This is a genomic window from Paeniglutamicibacter antarcticus, from assembly GCF_039544305.1.
Classification (GTDB): Bacteria; Actinomycetota; Actinomycetes; order Actinomycetales; family Micrococcaceae; genus Paeniglutamicibacter; species Paeniglutamicibacter antarcticus_C.
In genome coordinates, this window is the sequence record NZ_BAABLK010000027.1 from 120,442 (window position 1) to 146,297 (window position 25,856).

Genomic DNA, 25,856 nt, shown 5'->3' on the forward strand with positions numbered 1-25,856 from the left:
CTAAGGAGAACACCGAAAATGAGCTTCACCCAACACGATCCCACACGCGTCATCCGAGCCCCGCGCGGCACCACGCTGAACGCGAAGTCCTGGGCCACCGAGGCTCCGCTGAGGATGCTGATGAACAACCTGGACCCGGAGGTCGCCGAGCGACCCGAGGACCTGGTCGTCTACGGTGGCACCGGTCGGGCCGCCCGCTCCTGGGAAGCCTACGATGCGATCATCGCCACGCTGAAGGACCTCGAGGAAGACGAGACGCTGCTGATCCAGTCGGGCAATCCAGTCGGTGTCTTCCGCACCAACAAGTGGGCACCGCGGGTGTTGATCGCCAACTCCAACCTGGTCGGTGACTGGGCCACATGGCCCGAATTCCGCAAGCTGGAGGCCGAGGGCCTGATGATGTACGGGCAGATGACAGCCGGCTCCTGGATCTACATCGGCACCCAGGGCATCCTGCAGGGCACCTATGAGACCTTCGCGGCAATCGGGGTCAAGCGCTACGGCGGCACCCTGGCAGGCACCCTGACGCTGACCGGCGGCTGCGGCGGCATGGGCGGGGCCCAGCCGTTGGCCGTCACCCTCAACGGTGGCGCCTGCCTGATCGTTGATGTCTCCGAGGATCGCCTGCGCCGCCGGATGGGCAAGCGCTACCTCGACGACGTCGAACTGGACCTGGATGCAGCGATCGCTAAGGTCATGGCAGCCAAGAAGGAAAAACGCGCGCTGTCCGTCGGCTACGTCGGCAACGCCGCCGAGGTCTTCCCCGAACTGCTGCGCCGCCAGAAGGCGGGCGAGATCGACATCGACATCGTCACCGACCAGACTTCCGCGCACGACCCGCTGTCCTACCTGCCCGTTGAATACACCCTGGATGAATGGGATGCCGAGGCCAAGGCCGACGAGACCGGCTTCACCAAGAAGGCCCAGGTGTCCATGGCCCTGCACGTCGAGGCCATGGTCGGCTTCCAGGACATCGGAGCGGAGGTCTTCGACTACGGCAACTCCATCCGCGACGAGGCCCGCCAGGGTGGATTCGCCCGCGCGTTCGAATTTCCCGGCTTCGTCCCGGCCTACATTCGTCCGTTGTTCTGCGAGGGGCTTGGCCCGTTCCGCTGGGTGGCGCTGTCCGGGGACCCGGAAGACATCCGGGTGACCGACGAGGCGCTGAAGGAACTCTTCCCCGAGGATGCTCACCTGCACCGCTGGCTCAATGCGGCCCAGGAACATGTGGAGTTCGAGGGCCTGCCGGCACGCATCTGCTGGCTGGGCTACGGCGATCGCGCCAAGGCGGGCGTGCTGTTCAACAAACTGGTCGCCGAGGGCAAGGTCTCGGCCCCGATCGTGATCGGCCGCGACCACCTGGACTCCGGATCGGTTGCCTCCCCGTACCGGGAGACCGAATCGATGAAGGACGGCTCGGACGCCATCGCCGACTGGCCGTTGCTCAACGCACTGACGGCCACCAGCTCCGGTGCCACCTGGGTCTCGATCCACCATGGCGGAGGGGTCGGCATCGGCCGCTCTATCCATGCCGGACAGGTCTCGGTCGCCGACGGCTCTGAACTGGCCGCCGCAAAGCTCGAAGCGCTGCTGACCAACGACCCGGGCATGGGCGTGATCCGCCACGTGGATGCCGGATACGAGCGTGCCATCGATGTCGCGCACGAGCGCGGGGTGCGCATCCCCATGGAAAAGTAGGGCTCCGGCGATGGACGACGGCTTCGGGACACGCGTCGAACGACTCGAAACGACCGAACGTCCCCGCGGGCTGTGGCGCTTCTTCGCCTACAGCCTCATCGGGATCTTCATGTTCTTCATTCCCATCAACATCGCAGGAAAGGAAACCATCCCGCTGGACCACCTGGTCACGGGGATCACCACGGGGCTGGGCCCGGTGGTCAAGTACCTGATCCTGGCGGTGATCCTGGCCGGGACGATCTACCCCTTCGCCTCCGGGCGCTGGCGTGACTCCGGGATCAAGACGCTTTTTGCGTACCTGAACATCCTGGGCCTGGCCACGGGCACCATGATGGTGTTCAACGTGGGGCCGGCGTTGCTCTTCGAGTCGGACCTCGGACCGTTTTTGTTCGACAAACTGGTGATCCCGGTGGGAATGATCGTGCCCGTCGGCGCCATCTTCCTGGCCCTGCTGGTGGGCTACGGACTGATGGAGTTCGTCGGTGTGCTGGTGCAACCGGTCATGCGCCCGCTGTGGCGAACCCCTGGTCGCTCCGCGATTGACGCCGTGGCGTCGTTCGTCGGCAGCTACTCGTTGGGCCTGTTGATCACCGATCGGATGTACCAGTCCGGCCGGTACACCGGCCGGGAATCGGCGATCATCGCCACCGGCTTCTCCACCGTCTCGGTCACCTTCATGCTGATCGTGGCCAAGACGCTGGAGATCATGCACCTCTGGCTGCCCTACTTCTTCCTCACGTTCGGGGTGACGTTCCTGGTCACGGCCATCGTGGTGCGCATCCCGCCGCTGAGCCGCATCAAGGACACCTATTTCCCGGCTGCCACCGCGCAGCCCGAACAAAAGGTCACCTCGCGCCGGATGGCCACCGCCTGGTCCGAGGCCATGGGGATGCTGGATACCGCACCGAGGCTGGGTGCCAACATCTGGGCCAACTTCAAGAGCGGGGTGTTGATGTCGATGGCGATCCTGCCCTCGATCCTCTCCGTGGGCCTGATCGGGCTGCTGCTGGCCCGGTTCACCCCGGTCTTCGACTGGCTGGGCCTCATCTTTTTGCCGATCACCTGGGCCGTGGGCCTGCCCGATCCGATGCTCGCCGCCAAGGCGTCCGCGGTGGGCATCGCCGAGATGTTCCTGCCGGCCACCGTGGTCGCGGGGCACGAATCGGAGTTGCTGCGCCTGGTGATCGGCGTAGTGTGCGTCTCGGCGATCATCTTCTTCTCGGCCCTGGTGCCATGCATCCTGGCCACCCGCATCCCGATCAAGCTCTGGCACCTGTTCGCCATATGGGCCCAGCGCGTGGCGCTGAGCCTGCTGATCGCCACCCCGATTGCCTACCTGATGGTCGGAAGATAGGAACCCCAAGCATGAACACGCAAACAGTCAATTCGCTCATGGCAGCCATTAGCGACGTGGGCCGCGATCAAACCCGCGGAGGCTACTCGCGTCCGGTCTACTCCGGAGCCGAAACCACGCTGCGCGAATGGTTCAGTGCCGAGGCCACCGCACGCGGCCTCGATGTCTCCACCGATGCCAACGGCATCATCTGGGCCTGGTGGGACCTGCCCGGTGCCACCGATACGGCCCTCTCGCGCCGCGGAGCCCTGGTCACCGGCTCGCACCTGGATTCGGTGCCCGGCGGCGGGGCGTTCGACGGACCGCTGGGTGTGGCCAGCGCGCTGGCGGCCCATGACGTGCTCGCGGCACGTGAGGCCTCCGGGGCGCTTTTGCGCAATCGGGCCATGGCCATCTCGGTGTTCCCCGAGGAGGAAGGCTCGCGCTTCGGCGTCGCCTGCCTGGGTTCGCGGCTGCTCACCGGTGCCATCAACCCGGTGAGGGCGCTGAACCTGCGTGATGCCAACGGCAACACCTTTGCCGACGTGGCCGCCGCCAACGGCATGGACCCGGCCGGTTTCGGTCGCGACGAGGCGGCTCTGACGCTGATTGGGGACTTCATCGAGCTGCACGTGGAACAGGGCAAGGGCCTGAACTCCGAAGCCCACACCGATCACGCGGGCCGCGGCCCCGCGCTGGCCATCGGGGACACCATCCTGGGCCACGGTCGCTGGAAGCTGAGCTTCACCGGGCAGGGCAACCACGCCGGGACAACGCTCATGGCCGATCGTGCGGACCCGATGCTCGCCGCGGCGCAGATGATAGTGGCGGTCCGCGCCACCGCGTCCGCCCAGGACAATGCCCGGGCCACCGTCGGCAGGCTGGAGCCGGTGCCCGGAGGAACCAACGTGATCGCCTCGCGCGTGGACCTCTGGCTCGATGTGCGCCACCCGGAGGACGCCGTCACGGCGATGCTGGTTCAAAAGATCCACGGCCAGGCCCAACGCATCGCGGCCATGGAGGGCTGCGCGGTGTTCTTGACCGAGGAATCGCTCTCCGGTACGGTGCACTTCGACCCGGTCCTGGCCAACGCGCTGGCTGCCTCGGTGCGCCGCACGGTCCCCGGCGCCCCGCTGCTGCCCACCGGTGCCGGGCACGACGCCGGTGTCCTGGCAGCGGAGGTCCCGACCGGGATGCTCTATGTACGCAACCCCTCGGGCATCAGCCACTCGCCGGAGGAACACGTCGAGAACGACGATGCCCATGCCGGTGTCCAGGCCCTCGCCGATGTGCTGGAGGACCTGCTGTGAGCCCCGGCAACGCCACGGTAAGGATCCCGGCACCGGTGAACGCCCACTCCCATGCGTTCCACCGGATACTGCGCGGGCGCACCCACGAGGGTGAGGACGGCGGCGCCGGAACGTTCTGGACCTGGCGCGACCAGATGTATGCGGCCGCCGCGCAGCTGAGTCCGGCGGCCTACCAACAGTTGGCCACGGCAACCTTCGCCGAAATGGCAGTGGCCGGCTGGAGCGCGGTGGGGGAATTCCACTACCTGCACCACGACGTCGATGGCACTCCCTACGGGACCCCGGGCCACGGTGAGTCCCACGCCATGGAACGGGCACTGGCCCGGGCGGCGAAGGCGGTGGGAATCCGCCTGGTGCTGCTTGATACCTGCTACCTCCAAGGTGGGCTCGGGGCCGATGGCAGCGCGATGGACCTCAATGCGACGCAGCGCCGCTTCTCCGACGGCGACGTCGCGGGGTGGCTGGCCCGCCACGCATCCCTGGGCGAAGCACTGGTTCGCGAAGATGACGGCGAGGGACTGGTGAGCCTCGGGGCAGCCATCCACTCCGTGCGGGCAGTGGATCCCGGGGCACTGGCACAAATCGCCGCCGGGCTTGACCCGAACCTGCCTCTTCACGTGCACCTCAGCGAACAGCCCGCGGAGAACGAGGCCTGCCTGGCCGCCTACGGGCTGAGCCCCACCGGATTGCTTCAACGCGCGGGGCTGCTTGGCTCCCGGCTCTCCGCGGTGCACGCAACGCACCTGGACACCGAGGACATCGAGGCCCTCGGGGCCGCGGGCGTTGGTATCGTGATGTGCCCAAGCACCGAGGCCGACCTGGGAGATGGCATCGGACCGGCCCGCGAACTTGCGGACGCCGGGGCAGTCATCGCCCTGGGGACCGACCAGCATGCGGTCGTGGACCCGTATCTGGAGCAGCGCGCACTGGAGCACGCAGAGAGGCTGCGCAGCGGGGTGCGCGGGCGATTCAGCCCTCGGGAGATCGCCGCCGCCGCGCGCGCCGGAGGCTTGCGCTCCCTGGGCCTGGCGCCCAACGAGGACCACCTGATGGTGCGCACCGATTCGGTGCGAACCATCGGCTCGCGCACCGCGCAACTGCCCTTGAGCGCCACGGCGGCAGACGTGGCGCAAGTACATATCAACGGGGTGCTCGTCGCCACCGACGGCATCCACACCACCCTGGGGGACCCTGCGGGATTGTTCGCTGCGTTCCTCTTAGAACACGGGGAGTTTTCTTGAGCACCACACTGATCACCAACCTGTCCGAGGCCTTCACCTCCGACGCCTCAGCCACGTTGATTCCCGAGGCGGCGATCCTCATCGAGGATTCGCGAATCGCCTGGATCGGGAAGGCCACGGACGCCCCGGGTGCGGAGAACGTCATCGATGCCGGATTCCGGGCAGCCTTGCCGGGTTGGGTCGACTCCCACACCCACATGGTCTTCGCCGGAGATCGAAGCGCGGAATTCGTTGCCCGCATGGCCGGGCAGGACTATGCCGCGGGTGGGATCGCGGTCACCACGGCGGCGACCGGTGCATCCTCGGACTACGATTTGACACGGTTGCTGATGGGCCGCGCCACCGAAGCCCTGGCCGGGGGGACCACCTACCTGGAAACCAAGACGGGATACGGCCTCAGCGTCGAGGAGGAAACGCGGCATGCCCGCATCGCCTCCACCGTGGCGGACAAGGTCACGTTCCTGGGTGCACACCTGGTCCCAGCCGGTGCCGATGCGCAGGAATACACGGACCTGGTCTGCGGCGAGATGCTCCGGAGGGTCCTGCCCTACGTCCAGTACGCCGATGTCTTTTGTGAACGCGGCGCCTTCAACGAGGCCCAGTCCCGCCAGGTGCTCACCGCGGCCCGCGACGCTGGCCTGGGACTGCGCGTCCACGGAAACCAGCTGGGCGCGGGGCCGGGCGTGCGCCTTGCGGTGGAGTTTGGTGCCGCCAGCGTCGATCACGTGAACTACCTAGATGAAGCTGATGTGACGGCGCTGTCTGGTTCCTGGAACCGGTGGGATGCGTCATCCCGGACGGGTTCTGTCGGCACCGTGGCCACATGCCTGCCGGCCTGCGACCTTTCGACCCGCCAACCGCTGGCGCCGGGGCGTGAACTGCTTGACGCCGGAGTGCAGGTCGCCTTGGCCTCGAATTGCAATCCGGGCACTTCATACACCTCATCCATGGCATTTTGCGTAGCGACTGCCGTGTTACAGATGAATTTGAGCATTGAGGAGGCGATTGTTGCAGCTACCTATGGTGGCGCCCTTGCCTTGGGTGAGCAGGGGAACGTGGGGTCCCTGGAGGTCGGTAAGCGCGCGGATATCCAGTTGCTGAACGCACCTGCGGTGGCGCATCTGGCCTACCGTCCGGGGATGCACCTCAACGGTCCGGTGTTCCGTGCCGGGGAGCTGGTGGCAGGACGCCTGTAGCGTAGCCTTCGCGATGCCGGGCGCCTTCGTGATAAACAAGAGCCATGGCTATTACTGCATTCCAAGGTACCCCTGTCCAAACCGTTGGCGAGCTGCCCGCCGTTGGCGAATCCGCTCCTGACTTCAGCTTCACCGGCATCGACCTCGGCGAGGTGACCAGCGCCGAACTGCGCGGCAAGCGCGTTGTGCTCAACATCTTCCCGTCGGTTGACACCGGCGTGTGCGCCGCTTCGGTCCGCCGCTTCAACGAGCTGGCAGCCGGACTCGATGACACCGCAGTGATCTGCGCCTCCGCGGACCTGCCGTTCGCGCTCGGGCGCTTCTGTGGTGCAGAAGGCATCGAGAACGTCGTGCCGGCCTCGGCGTTCCGCTCCGATTTCGGCGCCCAGTACGGACTGACCCAGGCCGATGGCCCGTTGCGCGGCCTACTGGCACGTGCCGTGGTGGTCCTTGACGAGAACGGCGTGGTCCTGCACCACCAGGTGGTTCCCGAAATCACCACCGAGCCGGACTACGATGCAGTGCTCGCAGCGCTGAACTAGCGATTGCCCCGCATGGCCGCACCGACCCCTTGCGGGCAGCGGTCTGCAGGCACGGGCCCGGTGGGCGGAATCATCCACGATTCCGCCCACCGGGCCCTTGCCTCGTTAAACGGCCTGTCTTGTGGACCTTTGCGGAATTCGCTGGAACACGCGTGCCCAAACGGTGGCGACCAGCGCCGGAAAACGTAAATCTAATCACGAGTTTTTTTGATCGCTAGACAAGTCAAACGATCATAAGCAATCATAGTAGGGAAGAACTTGCCATTCCGTGGCGCATTTATGTGCTCCGGGACACAGAAGGAGACAGACTTGAGCGACAACAGCCAGCTTGGCCACTACATGGATCTTGAACTCACCTCGCAGCCGGAAATGTGGGAGCGCGCAATCGCCCAGTCCAAGACCGAGAACCTGCTGCCAGCGGACGGCAAGCGCGTCGCCGTTGTCGGCTGCGGCACCTCCTGGTTCATGGCCCAAGCCTATGCCGCCGCCCGCGAGTCCGCGGGTAAGGGCGTCACCGACGCCTTCGCTGCTTCCGAGGCCTTCGTGGCCACCCGGAAGTACGACGCGGTGGTGGCGATCACCCGCTCGGGTACGACCTCCGAGGTCCTGGAACTGCTGGCCGGCCTTGATGAATCCATCGCGACCGTCGCGCTCATCGGGGACACCTCATCGCCGATCGTTGAAAAGGTGGACGCCGTCATCGAGCTGCCCTACGCTGACGAGCAGTCGGTGGTGCAGACCCGCTTTGCCACCACGGCACTGGCCTACCTGCTCACCAGCGTCGGGGTCGAGTTGAACCAGGCCGTTGCCGATGCGCGCACCGCCGTCAGCGCACAAACCCCGGCCGAACTGATCGATGCAGAGCAGTTCACCTTCCTGGGCCGCGGTTGGACCGTCGGCCTTGCCCACGAGGCAGCACTGAAGATGCGTGAAGCCGTGCAGGGATGGACCGAGTCCTACGCCGCCATGGAGTACCGCCATGGCCCGATCTCCATTGCTGCACCGAACCGCGTGACCTGGATGCTGGGAGAAGAGCCCGAAGGCTTGGCCGGGGACATGGTGCGCACCGGCGCCCTGTACATTAACAACGAGGTGCACCCGCTGGCCGAACTGGCCCGGATCCACCGCGTCACCTTGGATCGTGCCCGAGCCCGCGGCATGAACCCGGATGCGCCACGCAACCTGTCCCGCTCGGTCATTCTCGCCGAAGACGCCTAGGCCAAGAATTGGGAGTGCCGCAGAAAGTGAACCCTCCGTACCTGCTTTTCGATGTGGGAGGCACTGATATCAAGTCGGCGCTTTCGGACGACGCGGGAAACCTGCTGGGCATCCGCCGGGTGCCCACCCGGCACGGCACTCCCGATCCCGCCGCCGGACTGATCGACCAACTCCACACGCTGGGCACCGACCTGATGGCCGAATCGCCCTTGGTCAAGCCAAAGGCCGTCGGCCTGCTGGTTTGCGGGGTTGTTGACGAGACCCATGGGCGCGGGGTGTTCTCGGCGAATCTCGGATGGCGCGATGCGCCGCTGCGCGACATGGCCTCGAAGGCCTTTGCGCTGCCGGTGGGCTTCGGCCACGACGTCTCGAGCGCCGGGGCCGCCGAACTGCGCTTCGGTGCAGGGGCGGCGTTGGGCTCCAAGGTGCGCAACGCCGTGATGATGGTCGTTGGTACGGGGATCGCCGCGGCGCTCTTCGTTGACGGACACCCGGTATCCTCCGGCGGGTATGCCGGGGAACTTGGCCATGCCGCGGTGCCCGGCGGACTGGATTGCCCTTGCGGCGCCCATGGCTGCTTGGAGACCATTGGCTCCGCGGGGGCCATTGCCAAGCGCTACGCCCATGCCACCGGCAGACAGGTTAACGGCGCCCGCGAAGTGCTCGAGGCGATGAACGCCGGGGATATCGTGGCCACACGTATCTGGGACGAGGCGATCGAGGCACTGGCGTTCTCCATCGCCCAACTTTGTTCATCCATTTCGCCGGAGACCGTAATCATCGGCGGTGGTCTGGCCCAGTCCGGCGAGGCGTTGCTTGGCCCGTTGCGGCTGGCCCTTAGGAAGAAATTGTCATACCACCGTGAACCGCTGATCGTCCCGGCCCAACTGGGACAGGACGCCGGCTTGCGCGGTGCGTACCTCAAGGCAGTCGAAGCCAAGGAGAACCAACCATGATCCTGACCATCACTCCCAACCCCGCAGTGGATGAAACCTACGGGCTGGAACTCCTGGACGTCGGGGGGACCAACCGCGTCGATGCCCCGCTGCGACGTGCTGGCGGCAAGGGCCTGAACGTGGCCCGCATCGTGAACAGCCTAGGGGTGCCCGTCATCGCGTTGGCCCCCGTGGGCGGGGACGGCGGTCGCGTGTTCACCGGGGAGCTTGTTACCGCCGGCGTTGAACACTCGCTGGTCCACGTTGCGGCGCAGACCCGTCGCAGCATGGCCGTTGTCGAACACGGAACCGGTCGCACCACGGTGATCAATGAACGAGGCGGCGCGCTGAGCACTGCCGAGTGGGACACCCTGCGCGAACAGGTGCTCTCGCTGCTGGAGCAAGGGACAACCGTCCTTGTCGCCTCCGGGTCGTTGCCCGAGGGTGCGGACGAGGACTTCTACCCGTGGTGCGTGCGCGAGGCCAAGCGCCGCTCGATTCCAAGCATCATCGACACCTCCGGCCCCGCACTGCTGGCGGCGGCGCGCGCCGGGGCCACGGTCTTGAAGCCCAACCACCACGAGCTGGCGGCCATCACCGGAGAAGATTCGATCCTCGATGGTGCCCAGGTCTTGCTTGGGGCCGGTGCCGAAAACGTTTACGCAAGTGCGGGGGAGGACGGGTTGTTCCACTTTGCCGCGAAGACTCCGGGACGCTGGGACGCAACCTGGCTGCCCGAACCGCTGGTGGGCAACCCCACCGGGGCGGGAGACGCGGTGGTCGCGGCCATAGCCGTGGGGCTGCACCGCGGGGAAGGCCACTCCTCGGTGATCCTTCCACGCGCCGCGGCCTGGTCCGCCTCCGCGGTGCTTATGCCCGCAGCCGGGGAGCTCCATCCTTCGCATACCGAGCTCGCTAAGACCTTGATTTTTTCCTCCTCCAGCACACGGGATTAATCCCTCCGTTGGCCACCCCGAAAGGAGCGCACCTACCGTGCCCCTGGTAAAAACCGCTGAGATCATGAACGCCGCACGCCGGGAGAACATCGGCCAAGGCGCATTCAACGTCATCCACCTAGAGAGCGCCGAGGCACTGGTGAAGGGCGCGGAGATGGCCCGGACCCCGGTGATCTTGCAGATCTCCGAGAACTGCGTCAGCTACCACGGCTCCCTGGAACCCATAGCCCTGGCTTGCCTGGCCGCCGCCCGGAACGCCGAGGTCCCCGTGGCGGTTCACCTGGACCACGCCGAATCCGAGGCCCTCGCCAGGGCAGCGATCGATCTGGGCTTCGGCTCGATTATGTTCGACGGGGCGCACCTGGAGTACGAAGAAAATGTTGCTGCCACCCGGCGCGTGACCGAGCGCGCCCATGCGGCAGGGGTCTACGTCGAGGCCGAACTGGGCAAGATCGGCGGCAAGGACGGGGCACACGCGCCGGGCGTCCGCACGGATCCCCTGGAGGCCCGAGCCTTCGTTGCGGCCACCGGCGTCGACGCGCTGGCCGTGGCCGTGGGATCCTCCCACGCGATGCTCGACCGCTCGGCCGCACTGGACATCGAGCTGATCGCCTCCATCCGCGCCGCCCTGGCAGTGCCACTGGTGCTTCATGGATCCTCGGGTGTCAGCGACCAAAACATTGTCGCAGCGATCGAGGCGGGCATGACAAAGATCAACGTTTCCACCCACCTCAACGGTTTCTTCACCCGGGCCATCCGGGAGTACCTCGAGGCCAATCCCACGGTGGTGGATTCGCGCAAGTACCTGGCCCGCGGCCGTGAGGCGATGGCAGGGGAGAGCGCCAGGCTGCTTCGGCTCTTTGCCGGAAGGAACAACTAGCTACACCCGAGGGCCTACCGCTTTTCGTTGGATCACTAGGAGCTATCGGGCACGTTCGTGGTGCCCGGAAAATCCGCCCTCCACGCCCGGCTTTGCGCTCCGAAGGAAAAGTATCCGCTTTGTGACCCAACTGGCTTGACCCTGTGTTGGTTGTCACAGCATAATCGTTAGTACATGTTCGTTATTGATCGTTCTCAACGTAAATAAATCACATAACATCATTTTTGTCGGAGTGAAGCACCAAAAGAGCACACCGACCACACGAAGCGAGGACCCATGAAGAAGCGCAATCTCAAAGGGGCAGTAGTTGCCGGCGCCGCCGCAGCCGCACTGCTGCTGACATCCTGCGGTTTCGGCGGGGGAGACGACGGCGGAAACAAAAACGCCGACGGATCTGGTGCCGTCACCACCCTGGACATGATGGTCCCCAGCTACTCCGACGGCACCAAGACCCTCTGGGAAAAGGTCATCAAGGATTTCGAGGCAGCCAACACCGATGTCAAGGTCAACCTTGAGATGCAGTCGTGGGAAAACATCGAAGGCGTGTTGAAGACCAAGATCCAGGGCAACAAAGCACCGGATATTTACAACGGCGGCGCGTTCGCCGAATTCGCTGCCGAAGGCCTGCTGGCACCGGCCTCGGACATCGCCTCGGAAGCCACCGTGGCAGACTTCCAGCCATCGTTCGCCGACAACGAGAAGGTCGACGGCACCCAGTACGGACTGCCGCTGATCGCTTCGGCACGCGCCCTGTTCTACAACAAGACCCTGATGAAGGAAGCCGGTGTTGCCGACGTTCCGACCACCTGGGACGAATTGCACGACGCAGCCAAGGCAGTGAGCGGGAAGACCAAGGCCGATGGCTACGGCATGCCGCTGGGCAACGAAGAAGCCCAGGGCGAATCGCTGATCTGGTTCGCGGGCAACGGCGGAAACTTCGGCGATGCAACCAAGATCTCCGTGGACACCCCAGCCAACCTCGAGGCCGCCGAGTACATGCAGAAGATGATCAAGGACGGCGTGACGCAGAAGAACCCGGGTTCCACCCAGCGCACCCCGATGCTGAACACCTTCGTCCAGGGCAAGCTCGGCTTCGCCTACGCACTGCCGCAGAATGTCGGCCAGATCAAGACCGAGAACCCGGATCTTGAATACGGCATCGCACCGGTCGCCACGAAGTCCGGCGAGCCGGCAACCCTTGGCGTCGCAGACCGCCTGATGTCCTTCAAGAACGACGGAACCAAGGCCGAAGCAGTCACGAAGTTCATGGACTACTTCTTCTCCGCCGATGTCTACACCGAGTGGGTCTCCGCCGAAGGATTCCTGCCGACCACCCAGTCCGGTTCGGACAAGCTAGCCGGGGACGAAACCCTCAAGCCGTTCCTGGACATGCTGCCCAATGCGGTGTTCTACCCGACTACCAACCCGGAATGGAACGCCACCGACGGTGCCTTCAAGTCCCTGATGGGCCAGATCGCCACCGGCAAGAGCGCAGCCGATGTCCTGAAGGAAATCCAGGCCAAAGCCGACGCAGCCAAGTAGCTGCCCCGGCGCAACACCAATCCAACCACCACGGACGGGGCTCACCTCACCCAAGGGGAGCCCCGTCTTTGGCCGGGCAAGACAATTTCCTAACCACGTATCGCAGGAGAACCCTCATGAGTGTCGCAACTGCCCCGAAGCGCAAGGCCAAGCGCCCCTCTGCCAGGGAAGGCGGTTCATTCGTTTCGGCCCTGCCCTGGATCGGGCCGGCGCTATTGCTGATCCTGGCGATCGTGGTCTTCCCCGCCGGGTACATGATCTACAACTCCACCCGGAAGATCTCCCAGGTCGGCACGGACCTCAAGGGGGTGGGGTTCGATAACTTCGCCAAGGTCTTCGCGGACCCCAACCTGCCGCGCATCTTGCTCAATACCGTGGTGTGGGTCGTGGTCGTCGTGGGCTTCACCGTCCTGTTGTCCCTGCTCCTGGCGCAGTTCCTGAACAAGCCCTTCCCCGGACGGACCCTGGTCCGCATGGCCGTGATTGTCCCGTGGGCCGCCTCGGTGGTCATGACCACCACCGTGTTCTACTACGCCGCGGATCCGAACTACGGCATCTTCAACAAGTTCCTCATGGACATCGGGCTGATCGACGAAGGATTCGGCTTCACCAAGAATGCGGTTCCGGCAATGGCTCTGGCCATCGCGGTTGCCATCTTCGTCTCCATCCCGTTCACCGCCTACACGCTTCTTGCCGGCCTGCAGGCGATCCCCAACGAAACCCTCGAGGCCGCCCGCATGGACGGGGCCAGCCCCTGGAAGACCTACATCTTCGTGGTCCTGCCCCAGCTGCGTGGGGCACTTGCCGTTGCCGTGCTGATCAACATCATCAACGTGTTCAACAACCTGCCGATCCTGAAGATCATCACCGGCTCCATCCCCGGCTACAGCGCCGACACGCTGATGACCTACATCTTCAAGGTCCTGCAGTTCGACAGGCGCCTGGATATCTCCTCGGCGCTTTCGGTCGTGAACTTCGCGATCGTCCTGGTGATCGTCGCCATCTACGTCAAGACCGTCAAGCCCATGAAGGAGGTCTAGGAAGCCATGTCTCTCCTGACTACAGAAGACCTCGCGCCCCGCAAGATCGTCATCCGACGGATGGTCACCGGCCTCATCGTCGCCGCGCTGTTCCTGATTCCGTATGCGGTCATGCTCATCGGCTCGCTCAAGACCCGCTCCGAGATCCTTTCGATCCCGCCGGACTACCTGCCGCGCGACGGGGCGCAGTGGTCGAACTACCTGACTATGTGGGATACCCCCGAAACCCCGGTTGCCTACAACCTGATCTCCACCATTGTCATTTCCCTCTGCGCCACCTTGCTGGTGCTGCTGGTTGCCACCCCCGCGGCCTACTACACCGCACGCTTCAAGTTCCCGGGCAAGATGGTCTTCATGTTCCTGGTGATCGTCACCCAGATGCTGCAGCCCGCGGTACTTACAGCAGGGTTGTTCAAGCAGATGCTCGCGATGAACCTCTATGACACCTGGTTGGCGATGATCCTGATCAACGCCGCCTTCAACCTGGCCTTCGCGGTGTGGATCATGCACTCGTTCTTCTCCTCGGTTCCCAAGGAAGTCGACGAGGCGGCGCAGATCGACGGCGCCGGAAAGCTCCGGGTGCTCTTCCGCATCAACCTGCCACTGGTGTGGCCGGGCATCGTGACCGCGGTGATCTTCACCTTCGTTTCCTGCTGGAACGAATTCGCCGCCTCCCTGGTGATCCTCTCCACGGCGGAGAATCAGCCGCTGTCGGTGGCCCTGACCAAGTTCGTTGGACAGTACTCCACTTCGTGGCAGTATGTCTTCGGCGTCTCGATCGTGGCGATCATCCCGGTGATCGTCTTGTTCATGCTCATTGAAAAGCGCCTGATCGGCGGGCTGTCCGCCGGAGCCGTAAAGTAGGCTCAAGGGCCCGCGGCACTGTTGAACCACACGAATGAAGCCGGGCCGGTCCCGCCGGTGACCTACCTACCAACAACGGCTGGGAACAGCCTGCCAGCAGCACATAGACGATAGACGGGAGCAAGGTGAAACGCGAAGAACGCCTCAATGCCATCCTCGAGATGCTCTCCCAGTCAGGGAAGGTCGAGGTCGATGAAATCGTGCACCGGCTCGAGGTCTCGCCCGCCACGGCGCGGCGAGACCTGGACTCCCTGGCGGTGGCCTCGTTGCTCTCACGCACCCATGGGGGAGCGGTCAGCAACACCGTGGCCTACGACCTGCCGGTGCGCTACCAAAAGGAAGAAGCCGCGGTGCAAAAGCACGCCATCGCGGTGCTTGCCGCATCCATGGTCTCCCAGGAGATGGTGGTGGGGCTCTCCGGCGGCACCACCTCAAGCGCGATTGCCACGCAACTGGGAATGCGGCGGGACCTGGTCAACGAGTCCGGGCGAACCACTTTCACAGTGGTGACCAACGCCGTGAACATCGCCGCGATGCTCGCGGTGCGCACGCACGTGAAGGTCATGGTCACCGGAGGGGTGCTCAACCCCCGGTCCTACGAACTGGTGGGACCCTTCGCCGAGCAAAGCCTGGAAAAGGTCACTCTTGATGTCGCCTTCGTGGGAATCAACGGGCTGGAAGCACATATCGGCCCGACGGTCTCCGACGAGCTTGAAGCCTCAATCAACGACCTGATGATCCGCCGCGCCCGACGCAGCTATTTGGTGTGTGACTCCTCGAAGATCGGACACAGCGCCTTCGCCGCCTTGGCCACCTCGACCTTCAGCGCATTGATCACCGACGCCGGGATCACCGAGGACCAAAGGCTCGAGCTTGTGGAAGCCAGCATTCCGGTGATCGTCGCCGCCGCCGTGGTGAACACCCGCTAGCTGCCGGCGGCCGTCGCGGCCATGGCCAGGCGCGGCCCGATTTTCCCGACCAGCGCACCGAGGTCCTTTTCCTGGTCAAGAGACGCGTCGAAGACGCTCTCCAGGGACATCGCGCCGAGCCAAACCCGCGCGCGCCAGGCAACGTCGGGGCCCGGGGCAATCTCCTCGATGAAACCCTCGCCATGCCACAAACCCAGGTAGGCGGTGTTGAGCGCGGGATCCCAGGCCGCTGCCATGTCCCAATCCAGGATGCCGTGCAGCTTGCCATCACTCCAGCGCATGTTGTGTCCGGCCAGGTCCCCGTGCACCAACGCGGCCGGAACCTCGGCAAACGAGGCAATCGTGTCCAGCACCCGCTGTGTGCCATCCCGTAGATCCACCGGCAAGGCATCCAGGGTTGCCGCGACTTTCGGGGTGGTCCACGGGCCCCGGAAAGAAAACTGCGGGGCCAGCAGGTCCCCAAGCGGCTGGACATCAACGGACGCAAGTTCATCCAGGATCCGGCGAAGAGAGGCAGCATCACCGGCGTGGGGCCGGTGGGGTGCACCGGGGACAAAGCGTTGGATGACGGCCGAGAATCCTTCACCGTGCCACACCCTGCTCAACGAAGTGGGGAGCCGGAAACTGAACTCACCTGCCAGGGAATCAACCAGATCCACGCGCCGTTGCATGTCCCGTGCGGCCTGCGGGGTTCGACTCATGCGCATGACCGCTTCGCCGTTCGCCACTAGGACCCGGTGGAATTGACCACCCTCCTCCACGTGCGCCGCGTTCCAGTCGGGCCCCGGATAAAGGGCATGTGCCAACTCGCGGGCCTTGGACAGCGCTTCGGTGCTCACCTATCGATCCTCGCAGGTCAACACGTATGTGGGTGCACAGACACACCGCGTAGGATCGCTTGTATGAGCTCAGAAGCGGCAGCGGATACCCCTTTCGGCAAGTCCTTGGTCCCGGCGGGGGCACCTTCGGGAGTACGCCGCGGATTGAAGATCGAACTGTTGGTTGTCTTGGGGCTGTCACTGGGGAAATCAGGGATCTACGCCATCGTGAACCTGGTCGACAAAATGACGCGCGCGCCCCTGGGTTCCCAGACGACCTCACTGAACAACCCGTTAAACCAGCGCGAGTACTTTGACCTTACCTACCAGCTGCTGGACATCTTCTTTGCCCTGGTTCCGGTCATGCTGGTGCTCTACCTGCTCTGGCGGATTCCCGGAAGAAACCCGTTTGCGATGCTGGGCTTGGAGTTCAAGCGGCCGTTCAAGGACCTGGGCTGGGGAGCGGGGCTTTTCGCGGCCATGGGCCTTGGCACCCTCGGCGTCTATGCGCTGGGTCGCGCCCTTGGGCTGACCACGGTCCTTGTTCCTGCGGCGCTGGATGATTATTGGTGGACGATCCCGGTGCTGGTCTTCTCAGCGATCCGCCACGGGATCCTGGAGGAAGTCATCGTCGTTGGATACCTCTTTGAACGCCTCGGGCGACTGGGGTGGGGCAAATGGCAAATAGTCTGCTCCAGTGCCGTGCTGCGAGGCAGCTACCATCTTTACCAAGGAATCGGGCCCTTCATCGGCAATGTGGCCATGGGAATTGTCTTTGGTTTTGTATACTCCAGGAAGGGCCGGGTCATGCCGCTGGTCATTGCCCATGCATTTTTGGATATCGCAGGTTTCGTCGGCTATGCGTTGTTGGGTCCCGCCATCGGACTTGGCACGTAAAGAACGGTTTGATCACGTTCTTTCCGGAGCCTTGCGCCCAGTGCGGGCCTTGCTAGGCTCGATGGAGACAACGGATCATCAAACAATTCGCCTTTCCCCGTTTCGGTGCCGGGGCCGGGAATGGCCGATCAAGGAGTAGTGCATGGTGCAGGTGGTGGGCTCAGGGAAGATGTTCCGGCTGGGATTGGTGCTCGCGATTTTCGGGGCTGTTTTCCAGGTCTTCGCTTCGCCGCTGCTGAACTGGATGATCAACGAGAACAGTTTCTCCAATCCCGGCCTTGGAATCGCGCTCGGATTCATCGCCGTCATCCAGCAGGGAGCATTCCTCGGAGGGTTGTTCCTGCTGGCTGGATCATTCGTGGTCCGCTCGGCCGAAGAAGCCGTTGCCGCGGTGCACAATAAAAATGGTTTCACCGAACATTCCCCGCAGGACTAGCCAGCGATTCCGGGTGCGGGACCCTGCGGCCGTTCGGCTGATGAGCAGATTCGCTCCCAAACCCGAAGAAAGCGAGGACGACCATGCCCAAGCTCATGGGCTCCAAAACGATGCTTGTCCTCGGTGCGGTGATGGCCCTGGTTGGAGTGGGACACCGGTTGGTCATCGGTGCGCAGTGGGGCTGGTATTACGAGGCAACGCTGCCGGTTGAGGATGCGATCCCGGGGGCGGGCAACTTGTTGCAGCAGGTCTTGTTCATCGGCGGCCTGTTCCTGCTCATCGGTTCGCTGATAGTGCGGCACTTCGAGATCCTGAAAACCGAAGTGCAACAGGCCTCCCGCCCGGATGCGCCCGGCTCCGGCAAAACCAGAACTTAAGCACTGTGGACCCCACCGAAAAGATTCAATGGGGTCCACAGTGCTGGTGGCTCGTCGCGCTGTATCGTTAGAGCGTGATTGCACCCTTGGGTGTTTCAAAGGTGACCGAGAGGATTCCAGGTATCCCGTGGGGTGCCTGCCAATCCACATCTACGTCCCCTACCGGTAGCTGCTCGGGCTGTCCGAGCCAGTCTGCGACGCGTTCGCTGGATCCGGCAATGCTGATCGAAGAGATCTTGCCTACCGGGTCCAAGGCCTTTGACGGGTGAAGGTCTTCGGTTCCCTCATCCCAGCGCAGCAGATACGGAACCTGCGGATCGGCGATCAAGCCATTGATGCCTATCTGGCGCCAAGTGAGTTCCTGTCCGTCGGGGAACTTTCGGTTTCCCGGAACGGAACCCCTGCCCAGACGTTCCTCAGCCGGAGCCAAGTCGTCAACGGCAACGCACCAGCCCATCCAACCGCCGCCGAGTTCGGAGCGGGCGCGAACGGCCTGCCCAAACGGCGCCTTGTCGGAGGACGGGTGATTCAAGACTTCGACAACTTCCAGATACTGACGATTCTTCAGCGGGAAGATGACATTGCGCGTACCAAAACGTGGGTGTACACCGCCCTTTACAGATTCGAGTCCAAGGGCCTCGCCGATCCGGGCGGCAGTTGCCGCGAGACCGTCGGGTCCACAAGCATAAGAAACATGGTCCAACCTCATCATGTGTCAATCATGGCACTTTGTGACCTTGCTCTCGACTTAGGTGGACCTAACTTGCATTTAAGCGCCGTCGGGAAATCGCCTTCAGGGCGCGGGGGACACAGTCGGCTGGTCACAATTTGAGATGTGCTTGCGGACTCATGGTGTCGTGGGCCAGACTTATTGACAAGGTCATGAGTTTCAGTAAAAAGCCCCGGCTTGCTGAACGGCAACCCTCCACCGCGGTGGGGTGCCCCGGGTGAAGACCAGGCCCTGCGTCAAGAAGACGTAGGACAAGCGCGGGAATGCACCAGCACATAAACGACTCCATGACGGAGCCGGCAATGGGCATACCCCTGAATCCTTGAGGGGGAAGCAATGAGCCAAGATAACTGGTCATTCGAAACACGTCAGATCCACGCAGGGCAGGAGCCCGACCCGACAACTGGTGCACGCGCCCTGCCGATCTACCAGACCACGGCCTTCGTGTTCCCGAGCGCGGAAAGTGCAGCTGCGCGGTTCGCCCTGACCGAGCTCGAACCCATCTATACCCGCCTCGGCAACCCGACCCAAGATGCAGTGGAGAAGCGCGTCGCCAGCCTCGAAGGTGGCGTTGGAGCACTCCTGCTGGCCTCGGGACAGGCGGCCACCACTTTCTCGATCCTGAACATCGCCGAAGCCGGCGACCATATCGTGGCAAGCCCCAGCCTCTACGGCGGCACCCAGAACCTGCTGAAGCACTCATTGCGCAAACTGGGCATCGAAGTCACCTTCGTCTCGGAGCCCGATGACCTTGAGGGATGGCGCGCCGCGGTCAAGCCAAACACGAAGGCATTCTTCGGCGAAGTGGTTTCCAACCCGCGCCAGGATGTGCTCGACATCCGGGCCGTCTCTGAGATCGCCCACGAGGCCGGTGTCCCCTTGATCGTCGACAACACCCTCGCCACCCCGTACCTGATCCGTCCGATCGAGTGGGGTGCGGACATCGTCGTGCACTCCGCCACCAAGTATCTCGGCGGACACGGCACCGCGATGGCAGGTGTCATCGTGGACTCGGGCAACTTCGACTTCGCCGCCGACCCGGAGAGGTTCCCCGGCTTCAACACCCCAGACGAGTCCTACAACGGCCTGGTCTACGCGCGGGACCTTGGGGTCAACGGAGCGCTCGGAGCCAACCTTGCCTATGTGCTCAAGGCACGTGTGCAGTTGCTGCGTGACCTTGGATCGGCCGTATCCCCCTTCAACGCCTTCCTGATCGCCCAGGGCCTTGAGACGTTATCGCTGCGCATGGAACGCCACGTGTCCAACGCCGTGCAAGTGGCCCAGTGGCTTGAAACCCAGCCGCAGGTGCAGCGCATCATCTATGCAGGCCACCCCTCAAGCCCCTGGTTCGAGCGCGGACGCAAGTATGGGCCCAAGGGCACCGGAGCGATTGTCTCCTTTGAGATTTCCGGCGGCAGGGAGGCCGGACAGGGCTTTGTCGATGCCTTGAAGCTGCATTCCCATGTAGCCAACCTCGGGGACGTCCGTTCCCTGGTGATCCACCCGGCTTCCACCACGCATTCCCAGCTCACCGACGCGGAGCAGATCGCCGCCGGTGTTTCCCCCGGACTGGTGCGCTTGAGCGTGGGCATTGAAAACGTTGCGGACATCATCGACGACCTGAAAACCGGATTTGAGGCGGTAGCGTCGTTGGCAGGTGCTGAACTGCAGGCCACCCGGTGAGTGTGGAGGCCGACGTGGATCTCTATGACTCGGAAACCTTTGCGGCGTTGGACTATGCCCCGGACGGGATCCTGAAGCACCTGAACACCGGTGCCTATACCTTTGAAACCGGTGCCACGCTTCCGCAGATCGTGCTCGGTTACGAAACCTGGGGCACGTTGAACAAGGACGCGTCGAATGCGGTTTTCGTTGCCCACGCACTGACCGGGGACAGCCACGTTGCCCAGGGTGCCTCCAGCGAGGCCGGGTGGTGGGATGGCTTTGTGGGTCCGGGCCAGACCGTGGACACCGAGCGTTACTTCGTGGTGGCGGCCAACATGGTTGGCGGCTGCTCCGGAAGCACGGGCCCGGCCAGCCCGGATCCGAACGGAAAGGCGTGGGGCTCGCGTTTCCCCTTCACCACCATCAAGGACTCGGTCCGTCTTGAATCCCGTTTGGCCGATGCCTTGGGCATCAAGGTGTGGCACACCGTTCTTGGCGGTTCACTGGGTGGGGCACGGGCCCTTGAGTGGGCAGTGGAGTTTCCCGAGCGGGTGCGCAACTGCGTGGTGGTTGCGGCCACCGCCGAGTCGTCGGCCGAGCAAATCGCTTTCGCGCAGGCTCAAACCGCGGTCATCCGTTTGGACCCGGACTTTGCCGGAGGGGACTACTACGAGAACGAACGGGTCCCGTCGGCGGGCCTGGGAATTGCGCGGCGCATTGCCCACATCACCTACCGCACGGCGGCGGAGTTGGATGTCCGCTTTGGGCGGGCAGCGCAAGGCGCGGAAGAGCCTGTTGCCGGGCCCGGGAAGGGCCGTGGCAGGTACCAGGTTGAAAGCTACCTTGACCACCAGGCCGACAAGCTGGTGAGCCGCTTTGATGCCAACAGCTACGTTGTGCTCACCGAAGCGCTCATGAGCCATGACGTGGCCCGGGGCCACGGGTCCATGCAGGGGGCCCTCGGGCGTCTTGGCGGGGTGAGGTTCCTGGTGGGGGCCGTCGACTCGGACCGTTTGTACTGGCCCGAGCAGTCGGAGTTGCTGGCCCGGAGCCTTCCGGATCCCTGCAACGTCCACTACATCACCTCACCCATTGGCCATGACGGCTTCCTGACCGACATCGAGCAGCTTCGTGAAGTCTTGAATCGGGAGATCCTGACCTAGCAGGTTTCGTGCAGGAGGCGTCGGCCCACTTGCGGAGGTGCGGCTATTCGGTCAGGATCTTTAGTCGTGCCTTGTCATACTCCTCGCGCGTGATCACTTGCCGGGCCAACAGGTCGCTGAGCTCTGCCAGGCGTTGCTCGCGGTTTTGTTGCGGAGCGAGCATCCGTGAATTTGCCGCCCTGGTGGCCAGCTCCGTTTGCAAGGTGAACGGATCAAAGCCGGCACGCCTGCTGGCGTTGTAGTTCCTGACCCCCACAAAGATGATGAAGCCGACGGCGGCCATAAAGAGAACGGCAAAGACGAGCATGAAAACCGGGAAGGCGTCAAAGACTGCGCCGCCGGGGGAAGTCTCCTGGCCAATCATCCCGAAGTCCGTAAACTCCGGGTCATCCCGGAACGGGTTGAACTCATCCATGCGACTTCCATTCTCACGTTGCCGATCCTGGCGGGAAGCCTAGGATCTGTCATTGGATGAAACCAGTGAACCATATCCAAGCGCCTTGTGGCGGGCAGCGGTGGATCCCTCGCCATACCGTGAGCAGATACTTTAGGTGCCGATGCTTCTCGTCGAGGGCAAAGCGGGGAGTAGCGGTACTAGATCGCCGGTCCGTTGCCCAGCGAGGCGTTGGGAGGTTGCTCAGTGAACGGCGCGGCCAACGGGCGCTTGGGGGAGATGCCGTCGCCGGAGGACTGGTGGCGAATGCGCCGCACCACCCACGGGGCCAGATGTGTGCGGGCCCAGATCAAGTCATCGCGCCGGGCGCTGCGCCAATTCTTGGGTTCGGTCTGGCTCGGTTGAACGTGTTGCATATTGTGTGGCACGTTGAGGGCATCAAGGGCCATCGCCGCAATGGTGTGGTGGCCCAAGGGGGAGAAGTGCAGGCGGTCATCGGCCCACATCCTGGGTTGGTGCAATTCGCGCAATGACCACATATCTGCCACTACGGCGTCGTAGCGCTCTGCAATCGCGCGCACGTTTTCGTTGTAGATGGCTACTTTGCCGCGGATGCCGCCAAGCATAGGAGTGTCGCGGATATCCGGACCGGTAAAGAGCAGGATGGTCGCGTTTGAGGTGGCCATGATGCGCATCAGCGCATCGAGCTTGTCGGCAATGGCATCGGGATCCCCGCCGGGACGGATGACGTCGTTGCCGCCTGCGCACAGGCTGATGAGGTCGGGCTTGAGCTCGAGCGCCGGGCCGGCTTGCTCATCGAAGATCCGGGTAATAAGCCGTCCCCGGATGGCGAGGTTGGCGTAGGAGAAGTCTTCGAGTCCATGGCTGAGCTGCTCGGCAACACGATCTGCCCAACCGCGGTTGCCTCCCGGGCTGTGCGGGTCGACATCGCCAATGCCCTCGGTGAACGAATCGCCCAAGGCAACATAGCGGCGCCACGGATGCTGGGTGATGCTTTGGGCCGCCAAAGCAGCTGACGGTGTTTCACCAAGGTTGTTCACAGGGTCATTCTTACCAAAGAATACCTAAGTTACCTAAGCGTAGGTTACGTTGGAATTGCTCGACGGCGAGGAAATTCTGCTTGACTGGTCTGGTGAGTGAAAATAGTTGGAACCCCACCGTCATTTGGTCCCGCCCGGAAGCCGAGCGCGCCGGCACCCCGCTTTTAGTTCTTTTGCATGGGTACCTGTCCAATGAAGAGGACTTGATGGGTCTCGCCCCCATGCTGCCCGAAGAGTTCACCATCGTCTCGGTTAGGGCGCCTCAGGCGTTGGGACCAGGGTACACCTGGTTCCCGCTGATGCAGGACCTTGACTACTCGTTCGATGCCGTGAAGCAGTCCATCGCCGATCTCTGGGCATGGTTGGAACCGGTTGCCAAGGCGCATTCGTCGGTGAGCCTGTTGGGCTTCTCGATGGGCATGGCCGTTGCCACTTCCTTGCTGCGCCACCAGCCCGAAGCCATCTCCACGGTGATCGGACTCTCGGGATTTGCCGTCCCGGAAGAAGGGGAGGGGTTCTTCAGGGATGAGGAGCTCAAGGCGATGAACAAGCCGGTCTTCTGGGGCCGCGACCAGGCCGATCCGGTGATCACGCAGGACAAGATCGAGTACACCCATGATTGGGCGACCAGTGACGTCCATGTCACCAAGGTGCTCTATGCGAACATGTTCCACTCGGTCAATGCGCAGGAGATGGCGCATGTGCATGAGTTCCTGAGCCACGTGGTGCTTAAGGGTGCCATGAAGTAACAGGTTTGCGCATTGGTTCATTGACGCAACGGCACCGCTCCTGCTTGTATTGGTTCAACGATACAAGCGGGGGCGTTCCACGCGTCCCCCTGGGTGGGAGAAACCGATGGTCAACGGCGCGGTGTTTGTGGTTCTCATCGGCTTTGTTGTTGGTCTGGTCATGCTGGTTCGGCGCGGTGTCCTGACGCAGCACCGTGCAGATCTCGGGTCCTTGGCACGAATGGGAAGCGCCACGGAGCAGGGTAACGCGCGTGAAGTGCTGCGCAGCCTGCGGGCACGAAACCTTGCGGCCGTGGTAGCCGTGGTCGCGGGCGGCTTCGCGGCCGTTACTCTCCAGCACATTTTCCCTGACGCGGCAGGGCTGGCGCTGGCACTCGCTCCCGCTGGCATATGGGTTCTGGCGGCATCGGTCTTCGCCTTCTGGCGGCTGCCCCACGAATTCACCGCCTTGCCAACCGATTCGTTCGAACAATCCACGGCGGAACTGGTGCCGCGCACCGTCTCGAGGTTCGGACCGGCGTGGGGACTCATGCTTCCGGCCGCCCTGTTGGCGACCACCGTCCTTGGACTTCTCGTGGCGGGTCTCGCATCTGGAACCGACGCGCAAGGACGCTACAGAAACCTGCCATATGTCTCGTCCGGTGGTGCCGAGTTGGACAGCAACATGGTTATCACCGGGCTGCAAATCGGTGAAGGCGCCGTTGGCCCGTTTCCGGGGTGGTACTACGGCATGCCGGTCATGGTGCTCTTGCTGTTGGGGACGGTGGTGGGCCTTCGGGCCTTGAGCTCCAACGCCCACCGGCCACGGCTACGTGGCGTGGACCTGCGTGGATTCGACGACGCGGTACGAACCAACGTGGGCTATGTGATCAGCACTGGCTTCAGCGCAATGCTCTGTTTCCAGGCCGCACCGATGATGTTGGTCGCAGCATCGGCCGTCAGCAGCTCGGGAACGCACCCGGTCTATACCGTTGGAGAAGCCATCGACGAGGCGGTCGTGCCAAGCCTGGAAATCGATCCCGCGGCCGGTGCGCTGTCGATGGGCATCTTGGTCGGCGCCGTGCTGCTGTTGGTCGTTGGGGCCACGCTGTTACTGCGCCTGCTCGGATGGCTGGGACCGACGCTGAAACCACTGCGCCTGCCCGCCACTGAAATCGCGGGCACATGATCATTCTGGACCCGACCCATCCCAGCGGCCCGGCCGAACAGATCCGTGGACAGCTCACTGCCTTGATCCAATCCGGAGAGCTGGTCGCCGACCTCAAGCTGCCACCGGTGAGGCAGCTCGCGGGGGATCTGCGTGTGGCACCGGGAACCGTGGCCAAGGCCTACAAGGAACTCGAGGAAGCAGGACTGGTCCGTACCGGTCGCGCCAACGGCACCCGGGTAAACCCGGGCATGGAATTGGGTGTCCCGGCGCTGAAGGAAGTCCAACGCCTGGTCACCGCGGCCCGGACTGCCGGAATGAGCCTGGCGGAGGTGCAGGGCCTGGTGGCAATCACCTGGATCCCGCTGAACCCCGATTCGGCCGATGCGCCACGTGGAAGCTAGGCGCTTTCGACGGTGATCGACTCGCCGTTGATGCTGACGGTGTCGCCATTGCGGATCTGGGCACCACGGCGGGTTTCGACCTCGCCGTTGACCTTCACCAGGCCGTCTTCAATCATTTGCTTGGCGTGGAGGCCATCTTCGGCGAACGAGGCGAGCTTGAGCAGTTGGCCCAGTCGGATGGATTCGTCGCGGATCTGGAGGGGGTGTGATTCGGGTTTTGCCATGTATCCATCATGGTGCATGCTCGGGCGTAGCCGTGCACCAGGAGGGCCACTGGGACAGGTTTTGTGCTGCGAACGACATAATGCCGTACCCGTGGAAGATGGGGCGT

The 25,856-nt window shown here is 63.7% G+C and carries 27 protein-coding genes and 1 riboswitch; of the genes, 22 read left to right on the forward strand and 5 right to left on the reverse strand.

Annotated features, from left to right (window positions below; genetic code table 11):
* Nucleotides 1–18: 18 nt before the first annotated feature.
* From hutU to ABEA12_RS08445, 14 genes are all read left to right on the forward strand, one after another.
* The gene (gene hutU, locus ABEA12_RS08380; RefSeq protein WP_210101604.1) at nucleotides 19–1,698 is read left to right on the forward strand and encodes a urocanate hydratase; all 1,680 of its coding nucleotides are present in this window, start codon (nucleotides 19–21) and stop codon (nucleotides 1,696–1,698) included.
* A 10-nt stretch (nucleotides 1,699–1,708) separates the two neighbouring features.
* Entirely contained in the window at nucleotides 1,709–3,052 is a 1,344-nt protein-coding gene (locus ABEA12_RS08385; RefSeq protein WP_210101603.1) for a YjiH family protein, read from the forward strand.
* Nucleotides 3,053–3,063: 11 nt separating this feature from the next.
* Entirely contained in the window at nucleotides 3,064–4,341 is a 1,278-nt protein-coding gene (locus ABEA12_RS08390) for an allantoate amidohydrolase (RefSeq protein ID WP_210101602.1), read from the forward strand.
* Nucleotides 4,338–5,582 carry a formimidoylglutamate deiminase gene (locus ABEA12_RS08395; RefSeq protein ID WP_210101601.1) on the forward strand — a complete coding sequence of 415 codons (1,245 nt, stop codon included), beginning with the start codon at nucleotides 4,338–4,340 and terminating at the stop codon, nucleotides 5,580–5,582. Before ABEA12_RS08390 ends, ABEA12_RS08395 begins: the two co-directional genes overlap by 4 nt.
* A complete protein-coding gene (gene hutI, locus ABEA12_RS08400) occupies nucleotides 5,579–6,778 on the forward strand; it encodes an imidazolonepropionase (RefSeq protein WP_210101600.1) in 1,200 nt (399 codons plus the stop codon). The genes ABEA12_RS08395 and hutI overlap by 4 nt, the downstream gene beginning before the upstream one ends.
* A 44-nt stretch (nucleotides 6,779–6,822) precedes the next feature.
* The gene (gene tpx, locus ABEA12_RS08405) at nucleotides 6,823–7,320 is read left to right on the forward strand and encodes a thiol peroxidase (protein WP_210101599.1); all 498 of its coding nucleotides are present in this window, start codon (nucleotides 6,823–6,825) and stop codon (nucleotides 7,318–7,320) included.
* Between the two features lie 309 nt (nucleotides 7,321–7,629).
* The gene (locus ABEA12_RS08410; RefSeq protein ID WP_210101598.1) at nucleotides 7,630–8,538 is read left to right on the forward strand and encodes an SIS domain-containing protein; all 909 of its coding nucleotides are present in this window, start codon (nucleotides 7,630–7,632) and stop codon (nucleotides 8,536–8,538) included.
* 14 nt (nucleotides 8,539–8,552) lie between these two features.
* Nucleotides 8,553–9,494, forward strand: coding sequence for an ROK family protein (locus tag ABEA12_RS08415; RefSeq protein ID WP_345467606.1), 942 nt, complete (start codon nucleotides 8,553–8,555; stop codon nucleotides 9,492–9,494).
* The gene (locus ABEA12_RS08420; protein WP_210101597.1) at nucleotides 9,491–10,429 is read left to right on the forward strand and encodes a 1-phosphofructokinase family hexose kinase; all 939 of its coding nucleotides are present in this window, start codon (nucleotides 9,491–9,493) and stop codon (nucleotides 10,427–10,429) included. Before ABEA12_RS08415 ends, ABEA12_RS08420 begins: the two co-directional genes overlap by 4 nt.
* A gap of 37 nt (nucleotides 10,430–10,466) precedes the next feature.
* Nucleotides 10,467–11,309 (forward strand): class II fructose-bisphosphate aldolase, encoded by an 843-nt coding sequence (locus ABEA12_RS08425; protein ID WP_210101596.1) that lies wholly within the window; start codon nucleotides 10,467–10,469, stop codon nucleotides 11,307–11,309.
* Between the two features lie 276 nt (nucleotides 11,310–11,585).
* Nucleotides 11,586–12,851: an extracellular solute-binding protein gene (locus tag ABEA12_RS08430; RefSeq protein ID WP_210101595.1), complete on the forward strand. Its 1,266-nt coding sequence runs from the start codon at nucleotides 11,586–11,588 to the stop codon at nucleotides 12,849–12,851.
* Nucleotides 12,852–12,967: 116 nt separating this feature from the next.
* Nucleotides 12,968–13,891 carry a carbohydrate ABC transporter permease gene (locus tag ABEA12_RS08435; RefSeq protein WP_210101594.1) on the forward strand — a complete coding sequence of 308 codons (924 nt, stop codon included), beginning with the start codon at nucleotides 12,968–12,970 and terminating at the stop codon, nucleotides 13,889–13,891.
* Nucleotides 13,892–13,897: 6 nt separating this feature from the next.
* Nucleotides 13,898–14,755: a carbohydrate ABC transporter permease gene (locus ABEA12_RS08440; protein WP_210101593.1), complete on the forward strand. Its 858-nt coding sequence runs from the start codon at nucleotides 13,898–13,900 to the stop codon at nucleotides 14,753–14,755.
* A gap of 125 nt (nucleotides 14,756–14,880) precedes the next feature.
* Entirely contained in the window at nucleotides 14,881–15,684 is an 804-nt protein-coding gene (locus ABEA12_RS08445; RefSeq protein WP_210101592.1) for a DeoR/GlpR family DNA-binding transcription regulator, read from the forward strand.
* Here the strand turns inward: ABEA12_RS08445 and ABEA12_RS08450 are convergent.
* On the reverse strand, nucleotides 15,681–16,523 hold the full coding sequence (locus tag ABEA12_RS08450) for a phosphotransferase family protein (protein ID WP_210101591.1): 843 nt from the start codon (nucleotides 16,521–16,523) through the stop codon (nucleotides 15,681–15,683). The genes ABEA12_RS08445 and ABEA12_RS08450 overlap by 4 nt on opposite strands.
* A gap of 63 nt (nucleotides 16,524–16,586) precedes the next feature.
* On the opposite strand from ABEA12_RS08450, the gene ABEA12_RS08455 reads away from it, so the two are divergent.
* From ABEA12_RS08455 to ABEA12_RS08465, 3 genes are all read left to right on the forward strand, one after another.
* Complete coding sequence (locus ABEA12_RS08455) at nucleotides 16,587–17,399, forward strand: CPBP family intramembrane glutamic endopeptidase (protein ID WP_210101590.1); 813 nt, start codon at nucleotides 16,587–16,589, stop codon at nucleotides 17,397–17,399.
* A gap of 142 nt (nucleotides 17,400–17,541) precedes the next feature.
* The gene (locus tag ABEA12_RS08460; protein ID WP_210101589.1) at nucleotides 17,542–17,835 is read left to right on the forward strand and encodes a hypothetical protein; all 294 of its coding nucleotides are present in this window, start codon (nucleotides 17,542–17,544) and stop codon (nucleotides 17,833–17,835) included.
* 83 nt (nucleotides 17,836–17,918) lie between these two features.
* Nucleotides 17,919–18,212 carry a hypothetical protein gene (locus ABEA12_RS08465; RefSeq protein ID WP_210101588.1) on the forward strand — a complete coding sequence of 98 codons (294 nt, stop codon included), beginning with the start codon at nucleotides 17,919–17,921 and terminating at the stop codon, nucleotides 18,210–18,212.
* A 67-nt stretch (nucleotides 18,213–18,279) separates the two neighbouring features.
* On the opposite strand, the gene ABEA12_RS08470 is transcribed toward ABEA12_RS08465, so the two are convergent.
* Nucleotides 18,280–18,924, reverse strand: coding sequence for a VOC family protein (locus ABEA12_RS08470; RefSeq protein WP_210101587.1), 645 nt, complete (start codon nucleotides 18,922–18,924; stop codon nucleotides 18,280–18,282).
* Nucleotides 18,925–19,090: 166 nt separating this feature from the next.
* Nucleotides 19,091–19,206, forward strand: a riboswitch (SAM riboswitch).
* A 72-nt stretch (nucleotides 19,207–19,278) separates the two neighbouring features.
* On the opposite strand from ABEA12_RS08470, the gene ABEA12_RS08475 reads away from it, so the two are divergent.
* Both ABEA12_RS08475 and metX read left to right on the forward strand, forming a co-directional pair.
* Complete coding sequence (locus tag ABEA12_RS08475; RefSeq protein ID WP_210101586.1) at nucleotides 19,279–20,625, forward strand: bifunctional o-acetylhomoserine/o-acetylserine sulfhydrylase; 1,347 nt, start codon at nucleotides 19,279–19,281, stop codon at nucleotides 20,623–20,625.
* Between the two features lie 14 nt (nucleotides 20,626–20,639).
* Entirely contained in the window at nucleotides 20,640–21,770 is a 1,131-nt protein-coding gene (metX, locus tag ABEA12_RS08480) for a homoserine O-acetyltransferase MetX (protein ID WP_345467617.1), read from the forward strand.
* 43 nt (nucleotides 21,771–21,813) lie between these two features.
* On the opposite strand, the gene ABEA12_RS08485 is transcribed toward metX, so the two are convergent.
* Nucleotides 21,814–22,185, reverse strand: coding sequence for an SHOCT domain-containing protein (locus tag ABEA12_RS08485; RefSeq protein WP_210101584.1), 372 nt, complete (start codon nucleotides 22,183–22,185; stop codon nucleotides 21,814–21,816).
* Nucleotides 22,186–22,364: 179 nt separating this feature from the next.
* Nucleotides 22,365–23,225: an SGNH/GDSL hydrolase family protein gene (locus ABEA12_RS08490; protein WP_210101583.1), complete on the reverse strand. Its 861-nt coding sequence runs from the start codon at nucleotides 23,223–23,225 to the stop codon at nucleotides 22,365–22,367.
* Between the two features lie 92 nt (nucleotides 23,226–23,317).
* Here ABEA12_RS08490 and ABEA12_RS08495 point away from each other — a divergent pair, with 92 nt between their 5' ends.
* The 3 genes from ABEA12_RS08495 to ABEA12_RS08505 all read left to right on the forward strand — a co-directional run bounded on the left by ABEA12_RS08495 (nucleotide 23,318) and on the right by ABEA12_RS08505 (nucleotide 25,525).
* Nucleotides 23,318–23,974 (forward strand): alpha/beta hydrolase, encoded by a 657-nt coding sequence (locus tag ABEA12_RS08495; protein WP_210101582.1) that lies wholly within the window; start codon nucleotides 23,318–23,320, stop codon nucleotides 23,972–23,974.
* Between the two features lie 106 nt (nucleotides 23,975–24,080).
* On the forward strand, nucleotides 24,081–25,142 hold the full coding sequence (locus ABEA12_RS08500) for a hypothetical protein (protein ID WP_210101581.1): 1,062 nt from the start codon (nucleotides 24,081–24,083) through the stop codon (nucleotides 25,140–25,142).
* Nucleotides 25,139–25,525 (forward strand): GntR family transcriptional regulator, encoded by a 387-nt coding sequence (locus ABEA12_RS08505; RefSeq protein ID WP_210101580.1) that lies wholly within the window; start codon nucleotides 25,139–25,141, stop codon nucleotides 25,523–25,525. Before ABEA12_RS08500 ends, ABEA12_RS08505 begins: the two co-directional genes overlap by 4 nt.
* Here ABEA12_RS08505 and ABEA12_RS08510 read toward each other — a convergent pair.
* Nucleotides 25,522–25,749, reverse strand: a complete 228-nt coding sequence (locus ABEA12_RS08510) for an RNA-binding S4 domain-containing protein (RefSeq protein WP_210101579.1) — start codon at nucleotides 25,747–25,749, stop codon at nucleotides 25,522–25,524. The two genes, ABEA12_RS08505 and ABEA12_RS08510, sit on opposite strands and share 4 nt — an antisense overlap.
* Nucleotides 25,750–25,856: the final 107 nt, after the last annotated feature.

Bases quoted from the DNA above. Each gene is read 5' to 3' on its own strand.
- ABEA12_RS08500 (WP_210101581.1), top strand. From the start codon at position 24,081: ATGGTCAACGGCGCGGTGTTTGTGGTTCTCATCGGCTTTGTTGTTGGT.
- tpx (WP_210101599.1), top strand. From the start codon at position 6,823: ATGGCTATTACTGCATTCCAAGGTACCCCTGTCCAAACCGTTGGCGAG.
- ABEA12_RS08465 (WP_210101588.1), top strand. From the start codon at position 17,919: ATGCCCAAGCTCATGGGCTCCAAAACGATGCTTGTCCTCGGTGCGGTG.
- ABEA12_RS08440 (WP_210101593.1), top strand. From the start codon at position 13,898: ATGTCTCTCCTGACTACAGAAGACCTCGCGCCCCGCAAGATCGTCATC.
- hutU (WP_210101604.1), top strand. From the start codon at position 19: ATGAGCTTCACCCAACACGATCCCACACGCGTCATCCGAGCCCCGCGC.
- ABEA12_RS08485 (WP_210101584.1), bottom strand. From the start codon at position 22,185: ATGGATGAGTTCAACCCGTTCCGGGATGACCCGGAGTTTACGGACTTC.
- ABEA12_RS08460 (WP_210101589.1), top strand. From the start codon at position 17,542: ATGGTGCAGGTGGTGGGCTCAGGGAAGATGTTCCGGCTGGGATTGGTG.
- ABEA12_RS08390 (WP_210101602.1), top strand. From the start codon at position 3,064: ATGAACACGCAAACAGTCAATTCGCTCATGGCAGCCATTAGCGACGTG.
- ABEA12_RS08430 (WP_210101595.1), top strand. From the start codon at position 11,586: ATGAAGAAGCGCAATCTCAAAGGGGCAGTAGTTGCCGGCGCCGCCGCA.
- ABEA12_RS08475 (WP_210101586.1), top strand. From the start codon at position 19,279: ATGAGCCAAGATAACTGGTCATTCGAAACACGTCAGATCCACGCAGGG.
- ABEA12_RS08420 (WP_210101597.1), top strand. From the start codon at position 9,491: ATGATCCTGACCATCACTCCCAACCCCGCAGTGGATGAAACCTACGGG.
- ABEA12_RS08455 (WP_210101590.1), top strand. From the start codon at position 16,587: ATGAGCTCAGAAGCGGCAGCGGATACCCCTTTCGGCAAGTCCTTGGTC.
- ABEA12_RS08510 (WP_210101579.1), bottom strand. From the start codon at position 25,749: ATGGCAAAACCCGAATCACACCCCCTCCAGATCCGCGACGAATCCATC.
- ABEA12_RS08470 (WP_210101587.1), bottom strand. From the start codon at position 18,924: ATGATGAGGTTGGACCATGTTTCTTATGCTTGTGGACCCGACGGTCTC.
- ABEA12_RS08435 (WP_210101594.1), top strand. From the start codon at position 12,968: ATGAGTGTCGCAACTGCCCCGAAGCGCAAGGCCAAGCGCCCCTCTGCC.
- ABEA12_RS08385 (WP_210101603.1), top strand. From the start codon at position 1,709: ATGGACGACGGCTTCGGGACACGCGTCGAACGACTCGAAACGACCGAA.
- ABEA12_RS08505 (WP_210101580.1), top strand. From the start codon at position 25,139: ATGATCATTCTGGACCCGACCCATCCCAGCGGCCCGGCCGAACAGATC.